The 18,379-nt window shown below is 42.1% G+C and carries 18 protein-coding genes; 16 read left to right on the top strand and 2 right to left on the bottom strand.

Translation table 11 applies throughout. From position 1 onward, the window contains the following. The coding region (rne, locus tag CWC30_RS04175; RefSeq protein ID WP_138626511.1) for a ribonuclease E at positions 1 to 2,723 on the bottom strand (2,723 nt) is incomplete at its 3' end. A gap of 769 nt (positions 2,724 to 3,492) precedes the next feature. Between rne and rluC the strand changes: the two genes are divergently transcribed. Continuing rightward, positions 3,493 to 4,452, top strand: coding sequence for a 23S rRNA pseudouridine(955/2504/2580) synthase RluC (gene rluC / locus CWC30_RS04170; protein ID WP_036982979.1), 960 nt, complete (start codon positions 3,493 to 3,495; stop codon positions 4,450 to 4,452). An 11-nt stretch (positions 4,453 to 4,463) separates the two neighbouring features. Next, positions 4,464 to 5,108 carry an HAD-IA family hydrolase gene (locus CWC30_RS04165; protein WP_138626512.1) on the top strand — a complete coding sequence of 215 codons (645 nt, stop codon included), beginning with the start codon at positions 4,464 to 4,466 and terminating at the stop codon, positions 5,106 to 5,108. Here CWC30_RS04165 and CWC30_RS04160 read toward each other — a convergent pair. Beyond that, entirely contained in the window at positions 5,101 to 5,697 is a 597-nt protein-coding gene (locus tag CWC30_RS04160) for a Maf family protein (RefSeq protein WP_138626510.1), read from the bottom strand. The two genes, CWC30_RS04165 and CWC30_RS04160, sit on opposite strands and share 8 nt — an antisense overlap. Before the next feature lie 131 nt (positions 5,698 to 5,828). Here CWC30_RS04160 and yceD point away from each other — a divergent pair, with 131 nt between their 5' ends. The 14 genes from yceD to CWC30_RS04090 all read left to right on the top strand — a co-directional run bounded on the left by yceD (position 5,829) and on the right by CWC30_RS04090 (position 17,712). Beyond that, a complete protein-coding gene (gene yceD / locus CWC30_RS04155; protein WP_013464694.1) occupies positions 5,829 to 6,353 on the top strand; it encodes a 23S rRNA accumulation protein YceD in 525 nt (174 codons plus the stop codon). A gap of 9 nt (positions 6,354 to 6,362) precedes the next feature. Next, positions 6,363 to 6,533, top strand: coding sequence for a 50S ribosomal protein L32 (gene rpmF, locus CWC30_RS04150; protein ID WP_008109865.1), 171 nt, complete (start codon positions 6,363 to 6,365; stop codon positions 6,531 to 6,533). A gap of 12 nt (positions 6,534 to 6,545) precedes the next feature. After that, a complete protein-coding gene (plsX, locus tag CWC30_RS04145; protein ID WP_138626509.1) occupies positions 6,546 to 7,583 on the top strand; it encodes a phosphate acyltransferase PlsX in 1,038 nt (345 codons plus the stop codon). A 55-nt stretch (positions 7,584 to 7,638) separates the two neighbouring features. After that, positions 7,639 to 8,565 (top strand): ACP S-malonyltransferase, encoded by a 927-nt coding sequence (gene fabD / locus CWC30_RS04140; RefSeq protein WP_138626508.1) that lies wholly within the window; start codon positions 7,639 to 7,641, stop codon positions 8,563 to 8,565. Positions 8,566 to 8,576: 11 nt separating this feature from the next. Then, positions 8,577 to 9,323 carry a 3-oxoacyl-ACP reductase FabG gene (fabG, locus tag CWC30_RS04135; protein ID WP_138626507.1) on the top strand — a complete coding sequence of 249 codons (747 nt, stop codon included), beginning with the start codon at positions 8,577 to 8,579 and terminating at the stop codon, positions 9,321 to 9,323. Positions 9,324 to 9,573: 250 nt separating this feature from the next. Continuing rightward, positions 9,574 to 9,810, top strand: coding sequence for an acyl carrier protein (gene acpP, locus CWC30_RS04130; protein WP_008109873.1), 237 nt, complete (start codon positions 9,574 to 9,576; stop codon positions 9,808 to 9,810). Between the two features lie 269 nt (positions 9,811 to 10,079). Further along, complete coding sequence (fabF, locus tag CWC30_RS04125) at positions 10,080 to 11,318, top strand: beta-ketoacyl-ACP synthase II (protein WP_138626506.1); 1,239 nt, start codon at positions 10,080 to 10,082, stop codon at positions 11,316 to 11,318. Between the two features lie 68 nt (positions 11,319 to 11,386). Further along, complete coding sequence (gene pabC / locus CWC30_RS04120) at positions 11,387 to 12,178, top strand: aminodeoxychorismate lyase (RefSeq protein WP_138626505.1); 792 nt, start codon at positions 11,387 to 11,389, stop codon at positions 12,176 to 12,178. Beyond that, positions 12,178 to 13,164 carry an endolytic transglycosylase MltG gene (mltG, locus tag CWC30_RS04115; protein WP_069439322.1) on the top strand — a complete coding sequence of 329 codons (987 nt, stop codon included), beginning with the start codon at positions 12,178 to 12,180 and terminating at the stop codon, positions 13,162 to 13,164. Before pabC ends, mltG begins: the two co-directional genes overlap by 1 nt. Positions 13,165 to 13,169: 5 nt before the next feature. Beyond that, the gene (gene tmk / locus CWC30_RS04110; protein WP_016899838.1) at positions 13,170 to 13,796 is read left to right on the top strand and encodes a dTMP kinase; all 627 of its coding nucleotides are present in this window, start codon (positions 13,170 to 13,172) and stop codon (positions 13,794 to 13,796) included. A 1-nt stretch (position 13,797) separates the two neighbouring features. Then, a complete protein-coding gene (locus CWC30_RS04105; RefSeq protein ID WP_013464701.1) occupies positions 13,798 to 14,712 on the top strand; it encodes a DNA polymerase III subunit in 915 nt (304 codons plus the stop codon). 12 nt (positions 14,713 to 14,724) lie between these two features. Then, the gene (locus CWC30_RS04100) at positions 14,725 to 15,051 is read left to right on the top strand and encodes a PilZ domain-containing protein (RefSeq protein ID WP_069439324.1); all 327 of its coding nucleotides are present in this window, start codon (positions 14,725 to 14,727) and stop codon (positions 15,049 to 15,051) included. Between the two features lie 17 nt (positions 15,052 to 15,068). Continuing rightward, on the top strand, positions 15,069 to 15,848 hold the full coding sequence (locus CWC30_RS04095) for a TatD family hydrolase (protein WP_013464702.1): 780 nt from the start codon (positions 15,069 to 15,071) through the stop codon (positions 15,846 to 15,848). Positions 15,849 to 15,852: 4 nt separating this feature from the next. Next, positions 15,853 to 17,712, top strand: a complete 1,860-nt coding sequence (locus CWC30_RS04090) for an alkaline phosphatase D family protein (RefSeq protein WP_138626504.1) — start codon at positions 15,853 to 15,855, stop codon at positions 17,710 to 17,712. Positions 17,713 to 18,379 lie beyond the last annotated feature (667 nt).

Below are 18,379 nucleotides of genomic sequence, written 5' to 3'. Positions count from 1 at the left end.
GCTTCATGTACTGTTTCTTCAGCTTTTACTGGTTCTTCAGCTTTTTCTGGTTCTTCAGCTTTTACTGGTTCTTCAGCTTTTACTGGTTCTTCAGCTTTTACTGGTTCTTCAGTTTTTACTGGTTCTTCAGCTTTTATTGGTTCTTCAGCTTTTACAGGCTCTTCAACTTTCGCTAATTCTTCTTCAACAATGTTTTGTTCAACTGCATCAGAGGCATCAACGGCCGTTTTATGTGCTTTTGCTTTTAGCTCTGCTTCGTATTCAGCAGCGGCTTGATCCGCAACTGGAATGAAAACAGGCGCTTCATCAGACTTCTCTTGCGTGCCTTCACCTTCAGGACGACGACGACGTTGGCCTGATGCACGAAGATGACGTGGTGAACGACGTGAGCGAGTACGTGTTTGCTCTTGCTCTTCATCTTGTTTTGCCACGTTATCGTTTGCATCAACAACAGCTTCTGTTTGTTCTTTAGCAGGTGCAGGTGCTTTTTCATCTGATACCGGCGCTTGCTTTTCAACAACAGGTGCTTGCTCTTTCACTTGTGGCTTGTCTTCTTTAACCACTGGTTGCTCAACAGCTTGTTCAGTAGTTTGAACTTGCTCTGTGCTTTCGTCTTGTACGCGAACTTTTTTACGTAAATTACGACGTTGACGACGTACCTTAGGCTTTTGCTCTTTTGGCTCAGCATTCTTATCAGATTTAACTGCAGTATTCGCATTTTGAGTTGACTCTGCTTTTACTTGCGTTTTATCTTCAGTTTTATGCTCAGGACGTTTACGCGTATTTGAATTACGACGGCGCTTATTGCGATTCTCATTCTTTTCTTGCGTATCATTTACAGGCGCCGACTCATTTTTAGCTTCAGTGTCTGCAGTACGTTCGTTACGCGGTTTATTACGAGGGTTATTATTACGACGACGTTGGTTGTTATTACGACGACGATTATCATTACCACGGTTATTACTAGGGCGAACTTGCGATTGCTTTTCAGTCTGTTTTTCTGATTTTTGCTCAGTATCAGACCCAAATAAAGACTTAATCCATTTACCTAATGCGGCAAATAAACTAATTTCAGCTTTTGCTTCTACTACCGGCGCAGCTTTTGCTGCCGCTTGTGGAGCAGGCGTTGAAGGCATAACGACGCCTTTAAGCTTCGGCTCTTCACGAACAGTTGCCGCTTGCGATTTAGACATTTCAAATGCTTCAGGCTCAGGCGCAATAACTTGCTCGTAGCTTACAGTTTCAAGCGTTTCATCTTTACGTAAACGCATTACTTCGTAGTGAGGTGTTTCCATGTGTTGATTAGGAATAATCACTACATCACATTTATGATCCTTTTCAATACGGTGAACGCTACGACGTTGCTCATTCAATAAATAAGCGGCAACAGCAACAGGCACTTGAGCATTAACTTGAGCGGTGTTGTCTTTAATCGCTTCTTCTTCAATTAAACGAAGAATAGACAATGCGATTGATTCGTTAGAACGAATAGTACCTTGACCACTACAACGTGGACAAACACCTTGGCTTGCTTCACCTAGTGAAGGGCGTAGGCGTTGGCGCGACATTTCAAGTAAGCCAAAGCGAGAAATTTTACCAATTTGTACGCGCGCACGATCTGGGCGAGCAGCATCTTTTAAGCGGTTTTCTACTTCACGTTGATGACGTGGAGGTGTCATATCAATAAAGTCGATAACAATTAAGCCACCTAAATCACGTAAACGAAGTTGACGTGCAATTTCATCTGCCGCTTCTAGGTTGGTGTTAAGCGCTGTTTCTTCAATATCGCCGCCTTTTGTTGCTTTAGACGAGTTGATATCGATAGAGGTAAGTGCTTCAGTAGGGTCAATTACAATAGAACCACCTGAAGGTAAGCGCACTTCACGTTGGAACGCAGACTCTATTTGGCTTTCAATTTGGTAATGCGTAAATAACGGTGTGTCACCTTGATAAAGCTTAACGCGACTCATGAAATCAGGACGAAAGCGCTCTATGTGCGCTTTAGCTTCTTCAAAAACACGAGGCTTATCAATTAAAATTTCGCCAATGTCACGACGTAAATAATCGCGAATTGCACGGAAAATTACGTTGCTTTCTTGGTGAATTAAAAATGGTGCTTTAGCACTGTCTGCCGCTTGTTGAATGGCTTCCCAGTGGACTAATAATGCTTTTAAATCGTAGTTTAGTTCTTCAAACGATTTACCAACACCCGCGGTACGTACAATTAAGCCCATACCTTTAGGTAGTTCTAAGCGGCTTAGCGACTCTTTAAGTTCAGTACGCTCATCACCCTCAATACGACGAGAAATACCGCCAGCGCGAGGGTTGTTAGGCATAAGTACTAAATAACTACCTGCCACGCTGATAAAGGTAGTCAGTGCTGCCCCTTTTTGGCCGCGCTCTTCTTTATCAACTTGTACAATAACTTCTTGACCTTCTTTGATCACGTCGCGAATATTTGGACGACCATGAAAGGTGTAACCTTGCGGGAAGTAAGTACGGGCAATTTCTTTTAAAGGAAGGAAACCATGACGATCAGCACCGTAATCAACAAATGCTGCTTCTAAAGATGGTTCAATACGTGTGATTTTACCTTTGTAAATATTGGCTTTTTTCTGTTCGTGACCTGGGCTTTCTATATCTAAATCATATAGGCGCTGGCCGTCAACCAGTGCTACGCGCATTTCTTCTTGCTGCGTTGCATTGATTAGCATACGTTTCATAATGTTACTCTACTAGTTTGTGTCGCTGACATGACGATGTTTTCTCGCCTGTTCAGGTGTTCCTATTTTTAGAATGTGCAGCCTCACGACTGGGTCTTTAACGGAACGGCTCTGTATTTAGTAAGCAGTATTCTAAATGCCGGCAAACAATAGGGTGTAATCACGCTATTAAATTCTAAGGGGATACAAACGTGTCGGCTGTTTAGCCCAATACTCGTTTTATCCAGAAGTTGGCCTGTCATAACAATCTTATTAAATGCATTCATATTAGGTGCGTAGGGCTCTTTAGCTTCAAACCATAGTTTCGTTTTTAAACTACCGTTATCGTTTTTATGAGCAAAAATCGCTACCGATGTTAATGAACGCTTATTTATTAGATTTTTTTAGTTCTAAATAAGCTGCTGTACGGTACTACAATATTTGAGCGAATTCTGAACGGCGTTTTTTTACGCCGCCACTATCAGACAAATTATCTGTTCATTGCTTTTGTTATCACTTTAAAAATCAATTCATGTTCAAACTTAAGCAGCAATATATTACGCGCATTGCCGTTAGTTGTGCGCACGTGTTAACTGGGTATGTATAAAAGCTTTGGAAAACTTAACTCGGATCTGTATGATCGGTTACCCAGAATGTGCATCACGAATGTTTTAATGTGTTAAAAAGCACCGTTGTTATTTGCAAATACTAAATATTTGCGCTGCTGATTATCCCACTATTATAACTGTGTTAGCAACTAAATTATTTTACTTAAATCAGTGATTAGGCAATGTCAGAAAAAACCGGCTTACAAGTAACTTTTGTCACTATCAACGAAGACCACCTAGGTCAGCGTATTGATAACTTTCTTATTACCCATTTAAAAGGGGTGCCTAAAAGCGCAGTTTACAAAATTCTTCGTAAAGGTGAGGTGCGTGTAAACAAAAAACGCATTAAACCTGTGTATAAATTGCAGCTAGACGACGTTATTCGTATACCACCAATCAGAGTGTCAGAGCGTGAAGAGTTTGTGCCGTCAAAACTCGATAAAGTAACGCGCCTCGAAGACGATATTCTATTTGAAGACAAATACCTGATGGTTATTAACAAACCATCGGGTATGGCTGTGCATGGCGGCAGTGGCCTAAGCTATGGCCTTATTGAAGCATTACGTGTTTTACGCCCAGAAGAGCGTAGCCTTGAGCTTGTGCATCGTTTAGACCGTGATACCTCAGGTTGTTTACTCATTGCTAAGCGCCGCTCTGTGCTGACTGCCTTGCATGAGCAATTACGCGAAAAAACCATGGAAAAAAATTATTGGGCACTTGTTGAGGGGCAATGGGACTCTAAAACAAAAAATGTGACTGAAGGCTTGCGCAAAAACACCCTAAAATCGGGTGAGCGCGTAGTACGTGTTGATAACACTGAGGGCAAACCGTCGCATACCCGCTTTAAAGTGCTTGAGCGTTTTAACGATTGCTCATTAGTACAAGCATCCCCTGTAACCGGTCGTACTCACCAAATTCGTGTGCATACTCAGTGTCAAGGTCATGCTATTGCTTGTGATGACAAATATGGCGATCAAGGGTTTGACGAGTCAATGCGTAAACGTGGTTTAAACCGCTTATTTTTACACGCCCATGATTTAAGTTTTTACCACCCTAAAAACGAAACCACCATGCGAGTAGAAGCACCACTAGACAAAGCACTATCAAGTTGCTTAGTTAAACTTAGAGCAGCAAAAGCGTGATCTCACCCACCATGAAAAACTACAAGCTGGTGATTTTTGATTGGGACGGCACCATTATGGATTCAATTAGCAAAATAGTTAATTGTATCCGCAAAAGTGCACAGTTACTCAATATTGAACCGCCGAGCGATACGGCCAGTAAAAATATTATTGGTTTGTCGCTTGAAAACGCAATAGCGACCTTGTTTCCTGATTACAGTGAGCATCACGAAGCGCTTATTGCAGGTTATAAACAGCAGTATGCGCTTGATACCACCCCAACACCGGTGTTTGATCACGTTGCACAGGTACTCACTGGGTTAAAAAATCAAGGCGTAATATTGGCGGTTGCCACAGGTAAAAGTCGGGTAGGGTTGGAGCGTTTATTGGATGAAAGCCAGCTGCGTCACTTTTTTAGTGCTACGCGTACCAGTGACGACGCTAAATCAAAACCTGCTCCCGATATGCTCTATCAACTTCTTGAAGAGCTGGCTATAAGCGCCGACGAAGCATTGATGATAGGCGACACGCAAATCGACATGGCAATGGCAAAAGCTGCAGGTATGGATAGACTAGGGGTAACCATGGGCGTGCACAACGCTGCGCAATTAAACGAGTTTACGCCTATTGCAACCGCTGACAACTATCAGCAGTTGCAACAACTTTTACTTAGTTAGTTTGAGCGCTTAATACATCTAAGCCAAACTCAGCCAATAACTGGCTGAGTTTAATGAGTGGTAAACCAATTAAACTATTTGGGTCATCACCACTGAGCTTTTCAAATAAACAAATACCCAAGCCTTCACTTTTAAAACTTCCTGCACAATTATAAGGTTGCTCTGCATCGCAATAAGCACTTATTTGCGCCGTTGTTAACGTTTTAAAGGTTACATTAAAGGGCTCAACAAGGGTTTTGCTTTGCTTAGTGTGTATATCGTACACACACAAGCCAGTTAAAAAAGTGATCGTTTGCCCACTAAATAAGCTGAGTTGTTTCATGGCGTTTTCTTTATTGTGTGGTTTACCTAATATTTGGCCATTAAATACAGCAACCTGATCGGAGCCAATCGCTAAGCCTTGGTCAAAATGCTCGACCGCAGATGCGGCTTTTAGTTCGCTTAAACGCTTAACAAGATCGTTAGGTGTTTCGTTGCTGTGAGGCGTTTCGTCAACATCGGGCGAAAACGTTTCAAAAGGCAGATTAAATTTTTGTAATAAAGACTGCCTAAAAGGCGAGCTTGAGGCTAATATAAGAGAGTGCTTCATGGCATGTTTTCCTAGCGTAAATCAGATTGAGTTAGGATAAATCAGATCCGTGAGTAAAACACGTGAAAAACAATGTAAAATTGGTTTTTTACTTTGACTAACCCACTAACTATCTATATGATGCAGCACCTATGCAAAAGGTGAAAATTCCCATCACCCTTCATCCGGGCAAAGCAGCGCAACACCGTTTAAAGTATGACGGCATTGTACCGCTTGAGAAACTTCCTCGTTTACGAGGGGTTATCCAGGAAGAAGTAGGTGAAATAGCGGTAAAAATTCATTGCAAAAACGATGAGCAAGGTTTAGTTGTGATTAGTGGCAATTTGTCCACACACGTAACTGTCACTTGTCAACGTTGTAATGGTGATTTAGGGTTGGATTTGGATCAAGACTTTGTGTATTCGCCAGTCGGTTTGGATGCAGAGTCAGATGATCTTCCAGAAAGCTACGACGAAGTAGCACTTGATGAAAATGGTGAAATAGACGTGTTTGAGTTAATCGAAGACGAGCTTATTTTAGCTGTGCCATTAGTGCCTACCCACAACGAAGCTTCATGCAGTTATACAGCAGAGCCTGCCAGCTTTGGTGTTTTAAAGGCGGAAGATGATAAACCAAATCCATTTGATATTTTGAAACAACTTAAGAAAGATTCTTAGGAGAAGACTATGGCTGTACAAAAAAGCAAAAAGTCTCGTGCAAGACGCGGCATGCGCCGTTCACACGATGCGATCAGTGGTCCAACTTTAACTGTAGACCAAACATCTGGTGAGACTCATCGTCGTCACCATGTGACTGCAGATGGTTACTACAAAGGCGTTCAAGTAATTTCTAACTAAGAGATTGCTTATATGCTGACCAATCTAACCATAGCGTTAGATATGATGGGGGGCGATTATGGCCCCCGTTCATCTATCCCCGCAGCCGTTTCCGCGGTAAATGCTAATGCCAACTTAAAACTCATTTTATGTGGCAACGAGCAAGTAATAGCTAAACAATTAGAATCACTCGATTCACTTTCTCATCCTAGATTAATAATTCGCCATTGTAATGACGTTGTCACCAATGCCTGCGAACCCGCTGTTGCTATACGCTCAAAAAAAGATTCCTCAATGCGTGTTGCCCTTGATTTAGTTAAATCGGGTGAAGCGCAAGCTTGTGTTAGTTCTGGCAATACAGGGGCGCTATTTTTTATGGCGCATTACGTATTAAAAATGCTTCCAGGGGTAAAACGTCCCGCACTTATCTCTGCTGTACCGACTGAACGAAAAAATCCTGTTTACTTACTCGACTTAGGCGCTAATGTGCATTGTGATGCGCAAATGCTGTATCAGTTTGGCATTATGGGCTCAGTGGTTGCAGGCCAAGCACTTGGCTGCGATAACCCAAAAGTCAGTTTATTAAATATTGGCGCTGAAGATATAAAAGGCCATGAAGAAATTAAGCAAGCCGCGCAGTTAATGCAGCAAAGCGAGCTGATTAATTATATTGGCTACAGTGAAGGTAGCGATATTTTTTCTGGCAAAGCCGATGTTATTGTCTGTGAGGGGTTTGTTGGCAATGTTGCACTTAAAACCTGTGAAGGCATTGCTAAACTTATCATGAAAAAATTCACTCGCGCTCTCGAAAAGCACGTCGTTTACAAGTGCATGGCGTTTATGTTGGCGCCAATCATAAAAAAACTCTATAAAAGAGTGAACCCCGACCAGTATAACGGCGCTTCTCTGGTAGGATTGCGCGGTATTGTTGTTAAAAGCCATGGAAATGCCTCAGCTAAAGCATTTCATGCTGCAATCGACGAAGCAGTGAAAGAAGTAGAACGTCAACTTCCGGATAAAATTGCTGCTATCTTCGAAAAAACACATTCTAAAGACACGGCGGTTGAATAACAGTTAACGTGCCGTGTTACACATTATTTATTTTGTTTAATTAAAAGAGCAAACTATGGCACAAAAAATTGCACTTCTTTTTCCAGGTCAAGGCTCGCAAACTGTGGGTATGTTAAACGAGCTACTTGAAAGCTCAGACATAGTAAAAGCCACATTTGCAGAAGCATCAACCGCACTAGGATACGACCTAGTAGATCTCGTTCTTAACGGTCCAGAAGAAAAACTAAATCAAACTCACCGTACTCAACCTGCTTTATTAACAGCAAGCGTTGCTATTTACCGTCATTGGTTAGCAGCAAATCCAGATGCAGACGTTGTCATGGCAGGTCATAGCCTAGGCGAATACTCAGCACTGGTATGTAGCGATGTGATCAGTTTAAGTGAAGCCGTAAAACTGGTTGAAAATCGTGGTTTATACATGCAAGAAGCTGTCCCTGCGGGTGTGGGTTCTATGGCCGCTATTATTGGTTTAGGTGATGACGAAATTAAAGCGGCATGTGAAGCATCTGCACAAGGTGAGGTTGTTTCACCGGTTAATTACAACTCGCCAGGCCAAGTGGTTATTGCCGGTCATAAAGATGCAGTAGATAGAGCATCAGTAGCTTGTAAAGAAGCCGGCGCAAAACGTGCGCTACCATTATCGGTCAGCGTACCGTCGCATTGTGAACTTATGAAACCTGCGGCTGAAAAATTAGCCGCTGATTTAGCCGCTTTAACATTTAATTCACCTAAGTGTGATGTAATTAATAATGTTGATGTAAAAGCTGAAGGTTCAGCCGATGCAATTAAAGACGCATTAGTACGTCAGTTATACAGCCCAGTTCGTTGGACTGAAACAGTGCAAGCATTAGTTGCACAAGGCGTAACGCAAAGTTATGAATTTGGTCCTGGTAAAGTACTAACCGGGCTTGCAAAACGCATTGATAAAGCGATGGTGTGTGGCTCAGTTAATGACCTTGCATCAATCGATTCAGCTAAATAAGAGTATATTATATGAGTAATTTATTTTCTTTAGAGGGCAAAGTTGTCCTGATCACCGGCGCTAGCCGTGGTATTGGTAAAGCGATTGCAAACACCTTAGTGGCACAAGGCGCAAAGGTAGCGGGCACAGCGACAAGCGAGTCAGGTGCGGCTAAAATTAGCGAATACTTAGGTGATAACGGTAAGGGTTATGCGCTTAACGTCACCGATCCTGGGTCAATTGAGGCTACATTAGCAGCAATTAAAGCCGATTTGGGTGATATTGATGTTTTAGTAAATAATGCTGGTATTACGCGCGATAATTTATTAATGCGCATGAAAGACAGCGAGTGGGACGATATTATCGACACCAACTTAAGTTCTATTTTCCGTTTATCTAAAGCGGTACTTCGCCCAATGATGAAGAAAAAGAACGGCCGTATTATCAATATTGGCTCAGTAGTGGGCACTATGGGTAACGCTGGCCAAGCGAACTACGCGGCAGCTAAAGCGGGTGTTATCGGTTTTTCTAAATCATTAGCGCGTGAAGTTGCTTCTCGTGGTATTACTGTTAACGTGGTTGCACCGGGATTTATCCAAACAGACATGACGGATGATTTGACAGATGAGCAAAAAACAGCAACGCTTGCAAACGTACCTGCGGGTCGTTTAGGCCAGCCAGATGAGATTGCAGCAGCTGTGTGTTATTTAGCATCTGACGCCGCTGCGTACGTATCTGGTGAAACTTTGCATGTAAATGGTGCGATGTACATGGTTTAGCTTCGCAATGCGAAATAGTTAAACCACAAATTACCAATGAGTTTGCTAAAAAACATTGAATTTTTCGCAAACTTGCTTTAAACATACTTGAAATCGCTGTGAAAATAAGCGATAAAAGATAAAATAAACACTCAACAGGTTTGACCAGCAAATTATTTATGGTCAAAAGATTGAATCAGAGAATTATCGGACGTAAACTACGCCGCAATCTGAAAATAACGCATTGGCGTTTTTAATAAAGGAAAGAAGAATGAGCGATATCCAAGAACGCGTAAAGAAAATTATCATCGAACAGCTAGGTGTTAAAGAAGAAGAAGTTAAAAACGAAGCTTCATTCGTTGATGACCTAGGTGCAGACTCTCTTGATACTGTTGAATTAGTAATGGCTCTTGAAGAAGAGTTCGACACTGAGATCCCAGATGAAGAAGCTGAAAAGATCACTACAGTACAATCTGCAATCGATTACGTTACAGCTCACGCTGAGTAATTAATCGCAAATTAAGGGCAGCATTCGCTGCCTTTAATCTTTATATCCAAACCACCTCAAAGTCCATGATTCAATTCCAAACCCTCACTCATCATCAGCAATTAAATTGTTATTGCTCAGCGTTGGTTATTGGTTTGAGACTCGCACTTTGAGGTAGCTTGGGTATGATCATCCCCAATACTAATAACATAACTAGCAACAGCGTTAACGCTGAAATAAACTGAGCTAAGTTAATTGGTATAATAATAATTCCTTATTGGAGGCAAACCGTGGCTAAACGTCGTGTCGTCGTAACTGGCTTAGGAATGTTGACGCCGCTAGGCAATGATGTGCAATCAACCTGGCAAGGCTTATTAGATGGTAAAAGTGGTATTCAAAATATTACCCACTTCGATACATCAAAATTTGGTACTCATTTCGCTGGTTTAATCAATGATTTTGATGCATCGGCTTATATGTCGCCAAAAGATGCTAAAAAAATGGATTTATTTATCCAGTATGGCATTGCAGCGGGTGTTCAAGCTTTTCAAGATTCAGGCCTCGAAGTCACTGAGCAAAACGCAACCCGTATTGGTGTAGCGGTAGGTTCAGGTATTGGTGGCTTAACCCTAATCGAAGAAAACCACATTAAATTACTAAACAGCGGCCCACGAAAGTTATCGCCGTTTTATGTACCGTCTACCATTATTAATATGATCTCAGGTCATTTATCAATAATGCACGGCTTGCGTGGTCCTAATATTTCAATTGTGACGGCATGTACTACAGGCCTGCATAATATTGGCCATGCAGCGCGAATGATTGCCTACGGCGATGCCGATGCAATGGTTGCCGGTGGCGCAGAAAAAGCGTGTACGCCAATTGGTATGGGTGGCTTTAATGCCGCACGTGCGCTTTCAACACGTAACGACGACCCTCAAGCAGCGTCTCGTCCTTGGGATAAAGACCGTGATGGCTTTGTGCTTTCAGATGGTGCTGGTGTGGTTGTTGTTGAAGAATACGAACACGCTAAAGCACGTGGCGCTAAAATTTATGCAGAGCTTGTTGGCTTTGGCATGAGTGGCGATGCCTACCACATGACCTCACCACCAGAAGATGGCACAGGTGCGGCTCTGGCTATGGAAAACGCATTAAACGATGCGCAAGTAAATGCTGAGCAAGTTGGCTACATCAACGCACATGGTACGTCTACTCATGCGGGCGACAAAGCCGAAACGTCAGCGGTTAAAACCATTTTTGGTGATTCAGCGAAAGATGTGATGGTAAGCTCATCTAAATCGATGATGGGTCATTTACTAGGTGCAGCGGGCTCTGTTGAGTCGATAGTGTCTATCTTATCGTTGACCGAGCAAAAAGTAACACCCACAATTAACCTAGACAACCCAGATGAAGGCTGTGATTTAGATTACGTGCCGCACACAGCACGAGACGCCAAACTTGATTACGCGTTGTGTAACTCATTTGGTTTTGGTGGTACTAATGGCTCGTTACTGTTTAAAAAGGTATAATCTTTTTTAACAACGAACGACAATAAGAACCCAGTTGTTTAACTGGGTTTTTTTATGTGTAAAAAAATATGCAAACAATAATAACAGCAAGTGAAACCAGTAGCGTAAGTACCCGCGATAGAGGCTTAAACTATGGCGATGGCTTTTTTACAACCGCGATTATTACTGATGGACAGGTTGAACATTGGTCTTATCATAAAGCGCGTTTAATTGAATGCGCGCAGCGTTTAGGGTTTCCGGCGCTTGAGTTTAGCGCACTTGAGTCGCACATTACTCAGCAAATAGCATCAAAGGTTCAAGCGGTTGTTAAAATAGTGGTAACACGCGGCGAGGGCGGGCGAGGCTATACGCCACTAAGCGAATGTAATTTAAACATTATTGTGAGTGTTTTACCTTATCCAGCGCATTATAACAGCTTACACGAGACAGGAATTAGTTTAGCCATCAGTCCAATTAAACTGGCTTTACAACCGCACTTAGCAGGGCTTAAAACCTTAAATAGACTTGAGCAAGTATTGATCAAAAATGCCCTACAAACCGAGCAAAGTGATGATGCACTTGTACTTGACTACAACAACAATGTAATTGAAACCTCGGCGGCTAATATTTTTGCAATAAAAAATAATAAAGTAATTAGCCCCAGGCTTGATGAGTGCGGCATTAAAGGTGTTTTTCTGCAATCTTTATGTGATAAATTAGCAATTGAATTTAAAACTATCAGCGTTGATGAGCTTACCCAAGCAGACGCGGTATTTGTATGTAATAGTTTAATGAAAATTGTGCCCGTAAAAAGCATAGGCGAGCACTGTTTTGATATTGCTCACAGTCAGTCATTACTAACAGTAGCTAAGGAGGCTTAGTGTTAAAAGTTATTGTATCAGTATTATTGCTGGCTTTTTTTAGCTCAGTGATTGGCTATCAGCAATTACAGGCAACAATTCAAACGCCATTACAGATAGCCGATAACACCCAATTTGAAGTTAAAAAAGGCACCGGCTTTAATAAGTTGTGCCGTCAATGGCAGCAGCAACAGTGGGTAGAAGACTGTTGGCGGTTTCAAATATTAGCTAAACTCGACCCAACCTTGACCGATTTAAAAGCGGGTTTGTACGAGTTAAGCGCAGATAGCGTGATCAACAATATAAAAAAAATAAACCAAGGCGAGCAAGTTAGTTTTAGTTTTACCATTATTGAAGGCCAAGCACTTAGAGATATATTAAATGCACTAAGTATGGCACCACACTTACAAAACGATTTAAAACTCGAACAACTTGGCGAGCAAATAATAGGTAGGCAAACCCATCTAGAAGGTTGGTTATTCCCCGATACCTATCATTACCATAGCAATGATACTGCCAGCAGTTTACTAAAACGTGCTGCGCAAAAAATGCAGCAAACGTTGGCTGATGCTTGGCAGCAACGGGCAAACGATTTACCTTACGATACCGCCTATGAAGCACTGATCATGGCCTCTATTATCGAAAAAGAAACCGCGCTTGCCAGTGAGCGTCCGTTAATTGCATCGGCGTTTATAAATAGATTAAACACCAATATGCGCTTACAAACCGATCCAACCGTAATATATGGGCTAGGCGAAGATTTTGACGGTGATATTAAACGTAAAGACTTGATAAATTACACGCCGTATAATACCTATCGTATTAACGGATTACCGCCCACGCCAATTGCCATGCCATCCAAAGAAGCGATTTTAGCTGCGGTAAACCCGCCTAAAAGCGAGTATGTTTACTTTGTAGCAAAAGGCGATGGCAGCCATCAGTTTTCAACCACATTAAAGCAACATAATGCGGCGGTTAACCGGTATATTTTAAATAAAAAGAATTAGTGTTTATGAAACCAAAATTTATAGTGATAGAAGGCCTAGAGGGCGCGGGTAAATCAACCGCTATTGCCCTGTGCCAAGACTTTTTAAATCATCATCATATTGATTTTATTAATGTCCGTGAACCCGGTGGCACACCACTGGCTGAATCGTTGCGTACCTTAGTAAAAGCAGAGCATCAAGAAGAAATCGCCTTTGAAACTGAGCTACTTATTATGTACGCAGCTCGCTCACAGCTAATGCACAATGTAATAAACCCTGCACTTGAGCAAGGGCAATGGGTATTGGCTGATCGTCACGACTTATCGTCACAGGCGTATCAAGGCGGTGGACGCGGAATAAGTGCAAACACGTTAGCGTCGTTATCCTCTATGGTGTTAAAAGGATTAAAACCCGATTTAACCATTTACCTTGATATTGACCCTGTTATTGGTCTTGAACGGGCAAAAGGGCGTGGTGAACTCGATAGAATTGAACAAGAAGCCATTGAGTTTTTTCAGCGCACCCGTATGCGTTACATAGAACTGGCAAACGATGATGAAAGCATTAAAACCGTTGATGCTAACCAAAGTATTGATAAAGTACACCGTGATATTACTAATGTACTGCGTACGTTTTTTTCAGGGTTAAAATAATATGGCATTGCCATGGCTTAACGATGTAGAGCAACGTTTAGCTCAAAGCTATAAAGCGCAGCGCTTTCATCACGCGCAGCTATTTTGCGGGCCTATTGGGGTAGGCAAGTTTGAGCTAAGCGATCAATTAGCTAACAGTTTGTTATGTCACAATACACAATCGCAGTTAAGTGCACCTAATAGCGTACTAACGCCGTGTGGGCAGTGTAAAAGCTGCTCGTTAAACCTAGCTGGGACGCACCCAGATAAACGCGTTACTCAAGTAGAAGGGCAAAGCATAGGTGTAGACGACATACGCGGCATAAGCGATTTTATGCACCAGTCGGCGGCGCAAAATGGCAACAAAGTGGCGATTATTGAAAACTGCGAAAAAATGACAACGGCGGCAGCAAATGCATTATTAAAAACCTTAGAAGAGCCCAGTAACAGCCGATTTTTAATTCTTACAACCAGCCAAGTGGCACAATTACCAGCGACTATTTTAAGCCGCTGTGCTAAAACTGAGGTCAAAGTAACCAATAGCCAGCTAGCACAGCAGTGGCTAAGCTCTCTAGATGTGCCTAACTACCCATGGTTATCATTGTTTTACAGTCAACCCCTGCAAGTAAAGCAGTGGCAACAGCAAAATCAGCTAGAAAGTATTGATACACTCTATAAATTTGCAACTGAGTTTAAACAAAGCCATAATTTCAATGCGTTAGTCGATATAATAAATAAACAGCCTGAGCTTGTTCGTATTTTTACCTTATTTTTAAGTGAGCAGTTAAAACAGCAGCTTTTAAATGGCATGAGTTTTGAAGCCTACCAAGTTGCACAGCAAGCCTTGAATGATTTTTTACAAAATAACATACAAATTCTTGGGCTAAACTTACCGCTTGCGGTATCACGACTAGCGTATACATTACGCAACCAATAAAAAGGATTAGATATGCAAGAGCTATTAGTTGATATAGATGACCTTGACGAACTATATCGCTGCTACATGCCTTTTTTAAAAAAAGGGGGGCTATTTGTACGCACCAATATGCGTTATGAGCCTGGGTATTCACTCGCTTTACGCGTAACCTTACCTGATGCCTTAGAAGACGATGTGGTCACCGGCAAAGTTACATGGATCACTCCGCAAGGTTCACAAAGCTCAAACCCTCCGGGGATCGGCATTAGCTTTTTAGATGATAAAACAAACCTAAACGCGAAGATCGAAAAACTGCTGGGGACTATGTTAAACTCCGGCAATCCAACTTATACCATGTAGTAAAAACAGGCCTTATTTTGATTGTAGATTCTCATTGCCATTTAGACCGTCTTGATTTTGATAAACTCGATTTAAACCTAGACCAAGTACTTGATAACGCACGCGCAAAAAAAGTAGAACACTTTTTATGTGTGAGCGTCACACTTGATCAGTTCCCTAATATGCTAGAGCAAATTAAGCATTACGACGACGTATCAGCGTCATGTGGTGTACATCCGCTTGATCAAAAAGACGCGCTTAATAAACAGCAATTAATTGATTTAGCCTCGCACCACAAAGTAGTGGCGATTGGCGAAACTGGGCTCGATTATTACTATGCAAAAGACACCCATGCCGTACAACAAGCCAGTTTTGTTGGCCATATTGAGGTGGCAAATGAATTACAAAAGCCGCTTATTATTCATACCCGTGACGCCCGTGCCGACACCATTAACTTAATGCGTGAACACAAAGCAGAAAATTGTGGTGGGGTACTACATTGTTTCACCGAAGATTGGGATATGGCCAAAAAAGCCATTGATATGGGTTTTTATATTTCTATTTCAGGTATTGTAACTTTTAAAAATGCGGTAGAGCTTAAAGAGGTGGTAAAACAAATTCCACTTGATCGACTGCTTATAGAAACCGACTCGCCGTATTTAGCACCAGTCCCATATCGTGGTAAAACCAATCAGCCAGCGTATGTGGAAGACGTGGCTTACTACATTAGTGAACTCAAAGGCATTAGCTTTAACGAGTTGGCAAAAGCCACCACCGATAATTTTTATTCTTTATTTAAATTAGCAGCTAAAGGCTAACCTCATGACGACTCTCTCGGTGCAACACCCGCTGTTACTTATGGGGCCTATGGTGCGCCGAGCAGAAAAAACCACAGTCTGTATTCAGTTTGCTACCTCAAAGCAGGTAAACGGCCGTATAGAGCTAATGGGCTACGAATGCTATAGCGAACAAAACAGCGTTAGACTGGGTGAACATTTATTTTTACAGTTCATAGTTATTAAACCCATAAACAGCCAGTTCCCGCGCGATATATTACTACAATATCAGTTATTTTTTGATGACAGCCCCGTTGATTTATCAGCGTTTAGTTTTAATGATGGTGCGTTACCTGCGTTTGTGATCCCCAAAAGACTGACGCAAATATTACATGGCTCGTGTCGCAATGCACATCATCCCGCAAAAGACAGCCTAGTTAGTTCAAGTCAGTGGCAAGCTACTCAACGCAGTAATAATCAGCAAGGGGCGCAGTTGCTATTGCTCTCGGGCGATCAGGTATATGCTGACGATGTAGCAGGGCCTATGTTATTAGCTATCCATCAACTCATTAAGCAATTAGGTATTTACAAAGAGCAACCGCTTGCACTGGATTTACCCGACGATATTAGCCAACAGCTTTATGGCCGCCATCATTTATTACCCACCACCTCGTGGAAAAAGCGCTCTAAATTAGGCATAGGTTATTGGTTAAAAAAAGACGAGCCACATTTTTCTAGCGTAAAAGCGTATAACCACCTTATTCATTTTGAAGAGTTTGTAGCGCTGTATTTACTTAATTTTAGTAGTACCGCGTGGCAATATGTTGACTTATCAAAGCTAAATTACTCAGGCGGTAACGAAAAAAGCCAAGCATTGTTTAGCACAGAAAAAGCCACACTCATTGATTACGCTAAAGGCTTAGCTGAGGTAGAGCGATTATGTGCCAATGTGTCTACCTTAATGATGTTTGACGATCACGATGTCACTGATGATTGGAACCTCACTGCCGGGTGGGAGCAAGCCATTAATCAAAACCCCAGTAGCAAACGTATTGTAAATAATGGCTTAGCAAGCTATTGGCTGTTTCAGGGAATGGGTAACGACGCACTACAAAAAACCGGTGCGCTACTTACTCCATTTACAACAAGTCTAGCTGGGGATAAGCAATGGCAATTCAAAGCATTTGATAAACATCTAAATGATTTTAACCATTGGCATTATGAGCTAACAACTATTCCTAAAGTGGTGGTGCTTGATACCCGAACACACCGCTGGCGTAACGAGCAGAACTTTAATGAACCCTCAGGCTTGTTAGATTGGGAGCGTCTTACTGAGCTTGAAGAAAGCCTACTCAGTCATGACCAAGTCATTATTGTATCGCCCGCTCCGGTGTTTGGGGTTAAATCAATAGAGGCGATTCAAGCGGTGTTTAACATGTGTGGCCAACCGCTTATGGTTGATGTAGAAAACTGGATGGCGCACGAAGGCTCAGCTAAAAAACTGCTCGACACATTTAGACGCACCGACACCCCAAATGAAACGCTGATTTTATCAGGCGACGTGCATTATTCGTTTTGTTTTTCAGTGCAAAAGCGTTTTGGCGATCATCATAATAGAATTTGGCAGCTCACAGCCAGTGGCATTAAAAACGAGTTCCCGCGTAAGCTAATAAATGTGCTTGATAAGCTCGACTCCATTTTATATGGCCCTAAAAGTCCGCTTAACTTTTTTACCAAACGCTGGCACATGGAAGTCGACAAACACCAAACTAAAGGCAAAGGGCAAAAGTACCTAGTAAGTGATTCGGCTATTAGTTTGGTTTCCCTTAAAGGCGGTAATTTAGTCCGCTACCAGCTCATACACGGCGACGGCCACACCACCGAATTTGATTTAGAAGAGCAGTAGATTAAAAACAGGTATTATGTGCTAGGTATCAGGTCGATATTATTGCCGACGTGTAGCAGCGACTTCATGTCGCGTCATTTTTAATGTCGTGAGCGGCGGGCGACGGGCGGCGGGCAACGGGTAACGGGCTTCGAGTTGCGGGCTAAATATCTAAAAGCGCAGCGACTCTTAACCCTCTTTGTTCATCATTCACTTAGGTCTAATTGAACTGAGAGAAGTGAATGAGGAACAAATGAGAGGGTCAAGCCGGTTCTAGGTTGATATTATTGCCGACTTGTAGCAGCGACTTCATGTCGCGTCATTTTTAATGTCGTTAGCGGCGGGCGACGAGCTTCGAGCTAAATATCTAAAAGCGCAGCGTCTCATAACCTTCTTTGTGAATAAATCACTTAAACCCAAAACATAAAAATTATTCTTGAACCACAGAGGACACCGAGGCGCTGCGCGCTGCACAGAGAATACAAAGTATTTGCTAATACTTATAACATTAGTATTTAGTCACTTTCTCTTTTTTCTCCTACCCTCTGTGGTAAATAAATCACTAAAATATTTTTTGAACAAAGAGAAGGGAATGAGAAACAAATGAGAGGGTCAAGCCGGTTCTAGGTTGATATTATTGCTGACTTGTAGCAGCGACTTCATGTCGCGGCATTTTTAATGTCGTTAC

This window comes from Pseudoalteromonas sp. S4741 (assembly GCF_005886135.1).
GTDB lineage: Bacteria > Pseudomonadota > Gammaproteobacteria > Enterobacterales > Alteromonadaceae > Pseudoalteromonas > Pseudoalteromonas tetraodonis.
The sequence above is the reverse complement of the archived record's forward strand: the minus strand, read 5'-3'. Positions and strand labels throughout refer to the sequence as shown.

What these genes read in the sequence shown, in the direction of transcription:
- plsX (WP_138626509.1), top strand. Translation starts at nt 6,546, where the DNA reads ATGCTGACCAATCTAACCATAGCGTTAGATATGATGGGGGGCGATTAT.
- pabC (WP_138626505.1), top strand. Translation starts at nt 11,387, where the DNA reads ATGCAAACAATAATAACAGCAAGTGAAACCAGTAGCGTAAGTACCCGC.
- tmk (WP_016899838.1), top strand. Translation starts at nt 13,170, where the DNA reads ATGAAACCAAAATTTATAGTGATAGAAGGCCTAGAGGGCGCGGGTAAA.
- CWC30_RS04100 (WP_069439324.1), top strand. Translation starts at nt 14,725, where the DNA reads ATGCAAGAGCTATTAGTTGATATAGATGACCTTGACGAACTATATCGC.
- yceD (WP_013464694.1), top strand. Translation starts at nt 5,829, where the DNA reads ATGCAAAAGGTGAAAATTCCCATCACCCTTCATCCGGGCAAAGCAGCG.
- CWC30_RS04165 (WP_138626512.1), top strand. Translation starts at nt 4,464, where the DNA reads ATGAAAAACTACAAGCTGGTGATTTTTGATTGGGACGGCACCATTATG.
- fabD (WP_138626508.1), top strand. Translation starts at nt 7,639, where the DNA reads ATGGCACAAAAAATTGCACTTCTTTTTCCAGGTCAAGGCTCGCAAACT.
- fabG (WP_138626507.1), top strand. Translation starts at nt 8,577, where the DNA reads ATGAGTAATTTATTTTCTTTAGAGGGCAAAGTTGTCCTGATCACCGGC.
- rluC (WP_036982979.1), top strand. Translation starts at nt 3,493, where the DNA reads ATGTCAGAAAAAACCGGCTTACAAGTAACTTTTGTCACTATCAACGAA.
- acpP (WP_008109873.1), top strand. Translation starts at nt 9,574, where the DNA reads ATGAGCGATATCCAAGAACGCGTAAAGAAAATTATCATCGAACAGCTA.
- CWC30_RS04160 (WP_138626510.1), bottom strand. Translation starts at nt 5,697, where the DNA reads ATGAAGCACTCTCTTATATTAGCCTCAAGCTCGCCTTTTAGGCAGTCT.
- rpmF (WP_008109865.1), top strand. Translation starts at nt 6,363, where the DNA reads ATGGCTGTACAAAAAAGCAAAAAGTCTCGTGCAAGACGCGGCATGCGC.
- CWC30_RS04090 (WP_138626504.1), top strand. Translation starts at nt 15,853, where the DNA reads ATGACGACTCTCTCGGTGCAACACCCGCTGTTACTTATGGGGCCTATG.
- CWC30_RS04105 (WP_013464701.1), top strand. Translation starts at nt 13,798, where the DNA reads ATGGCATTGCCATGGCTTAACGATGTAGAGCAACGTTTAGCTCAAAGC.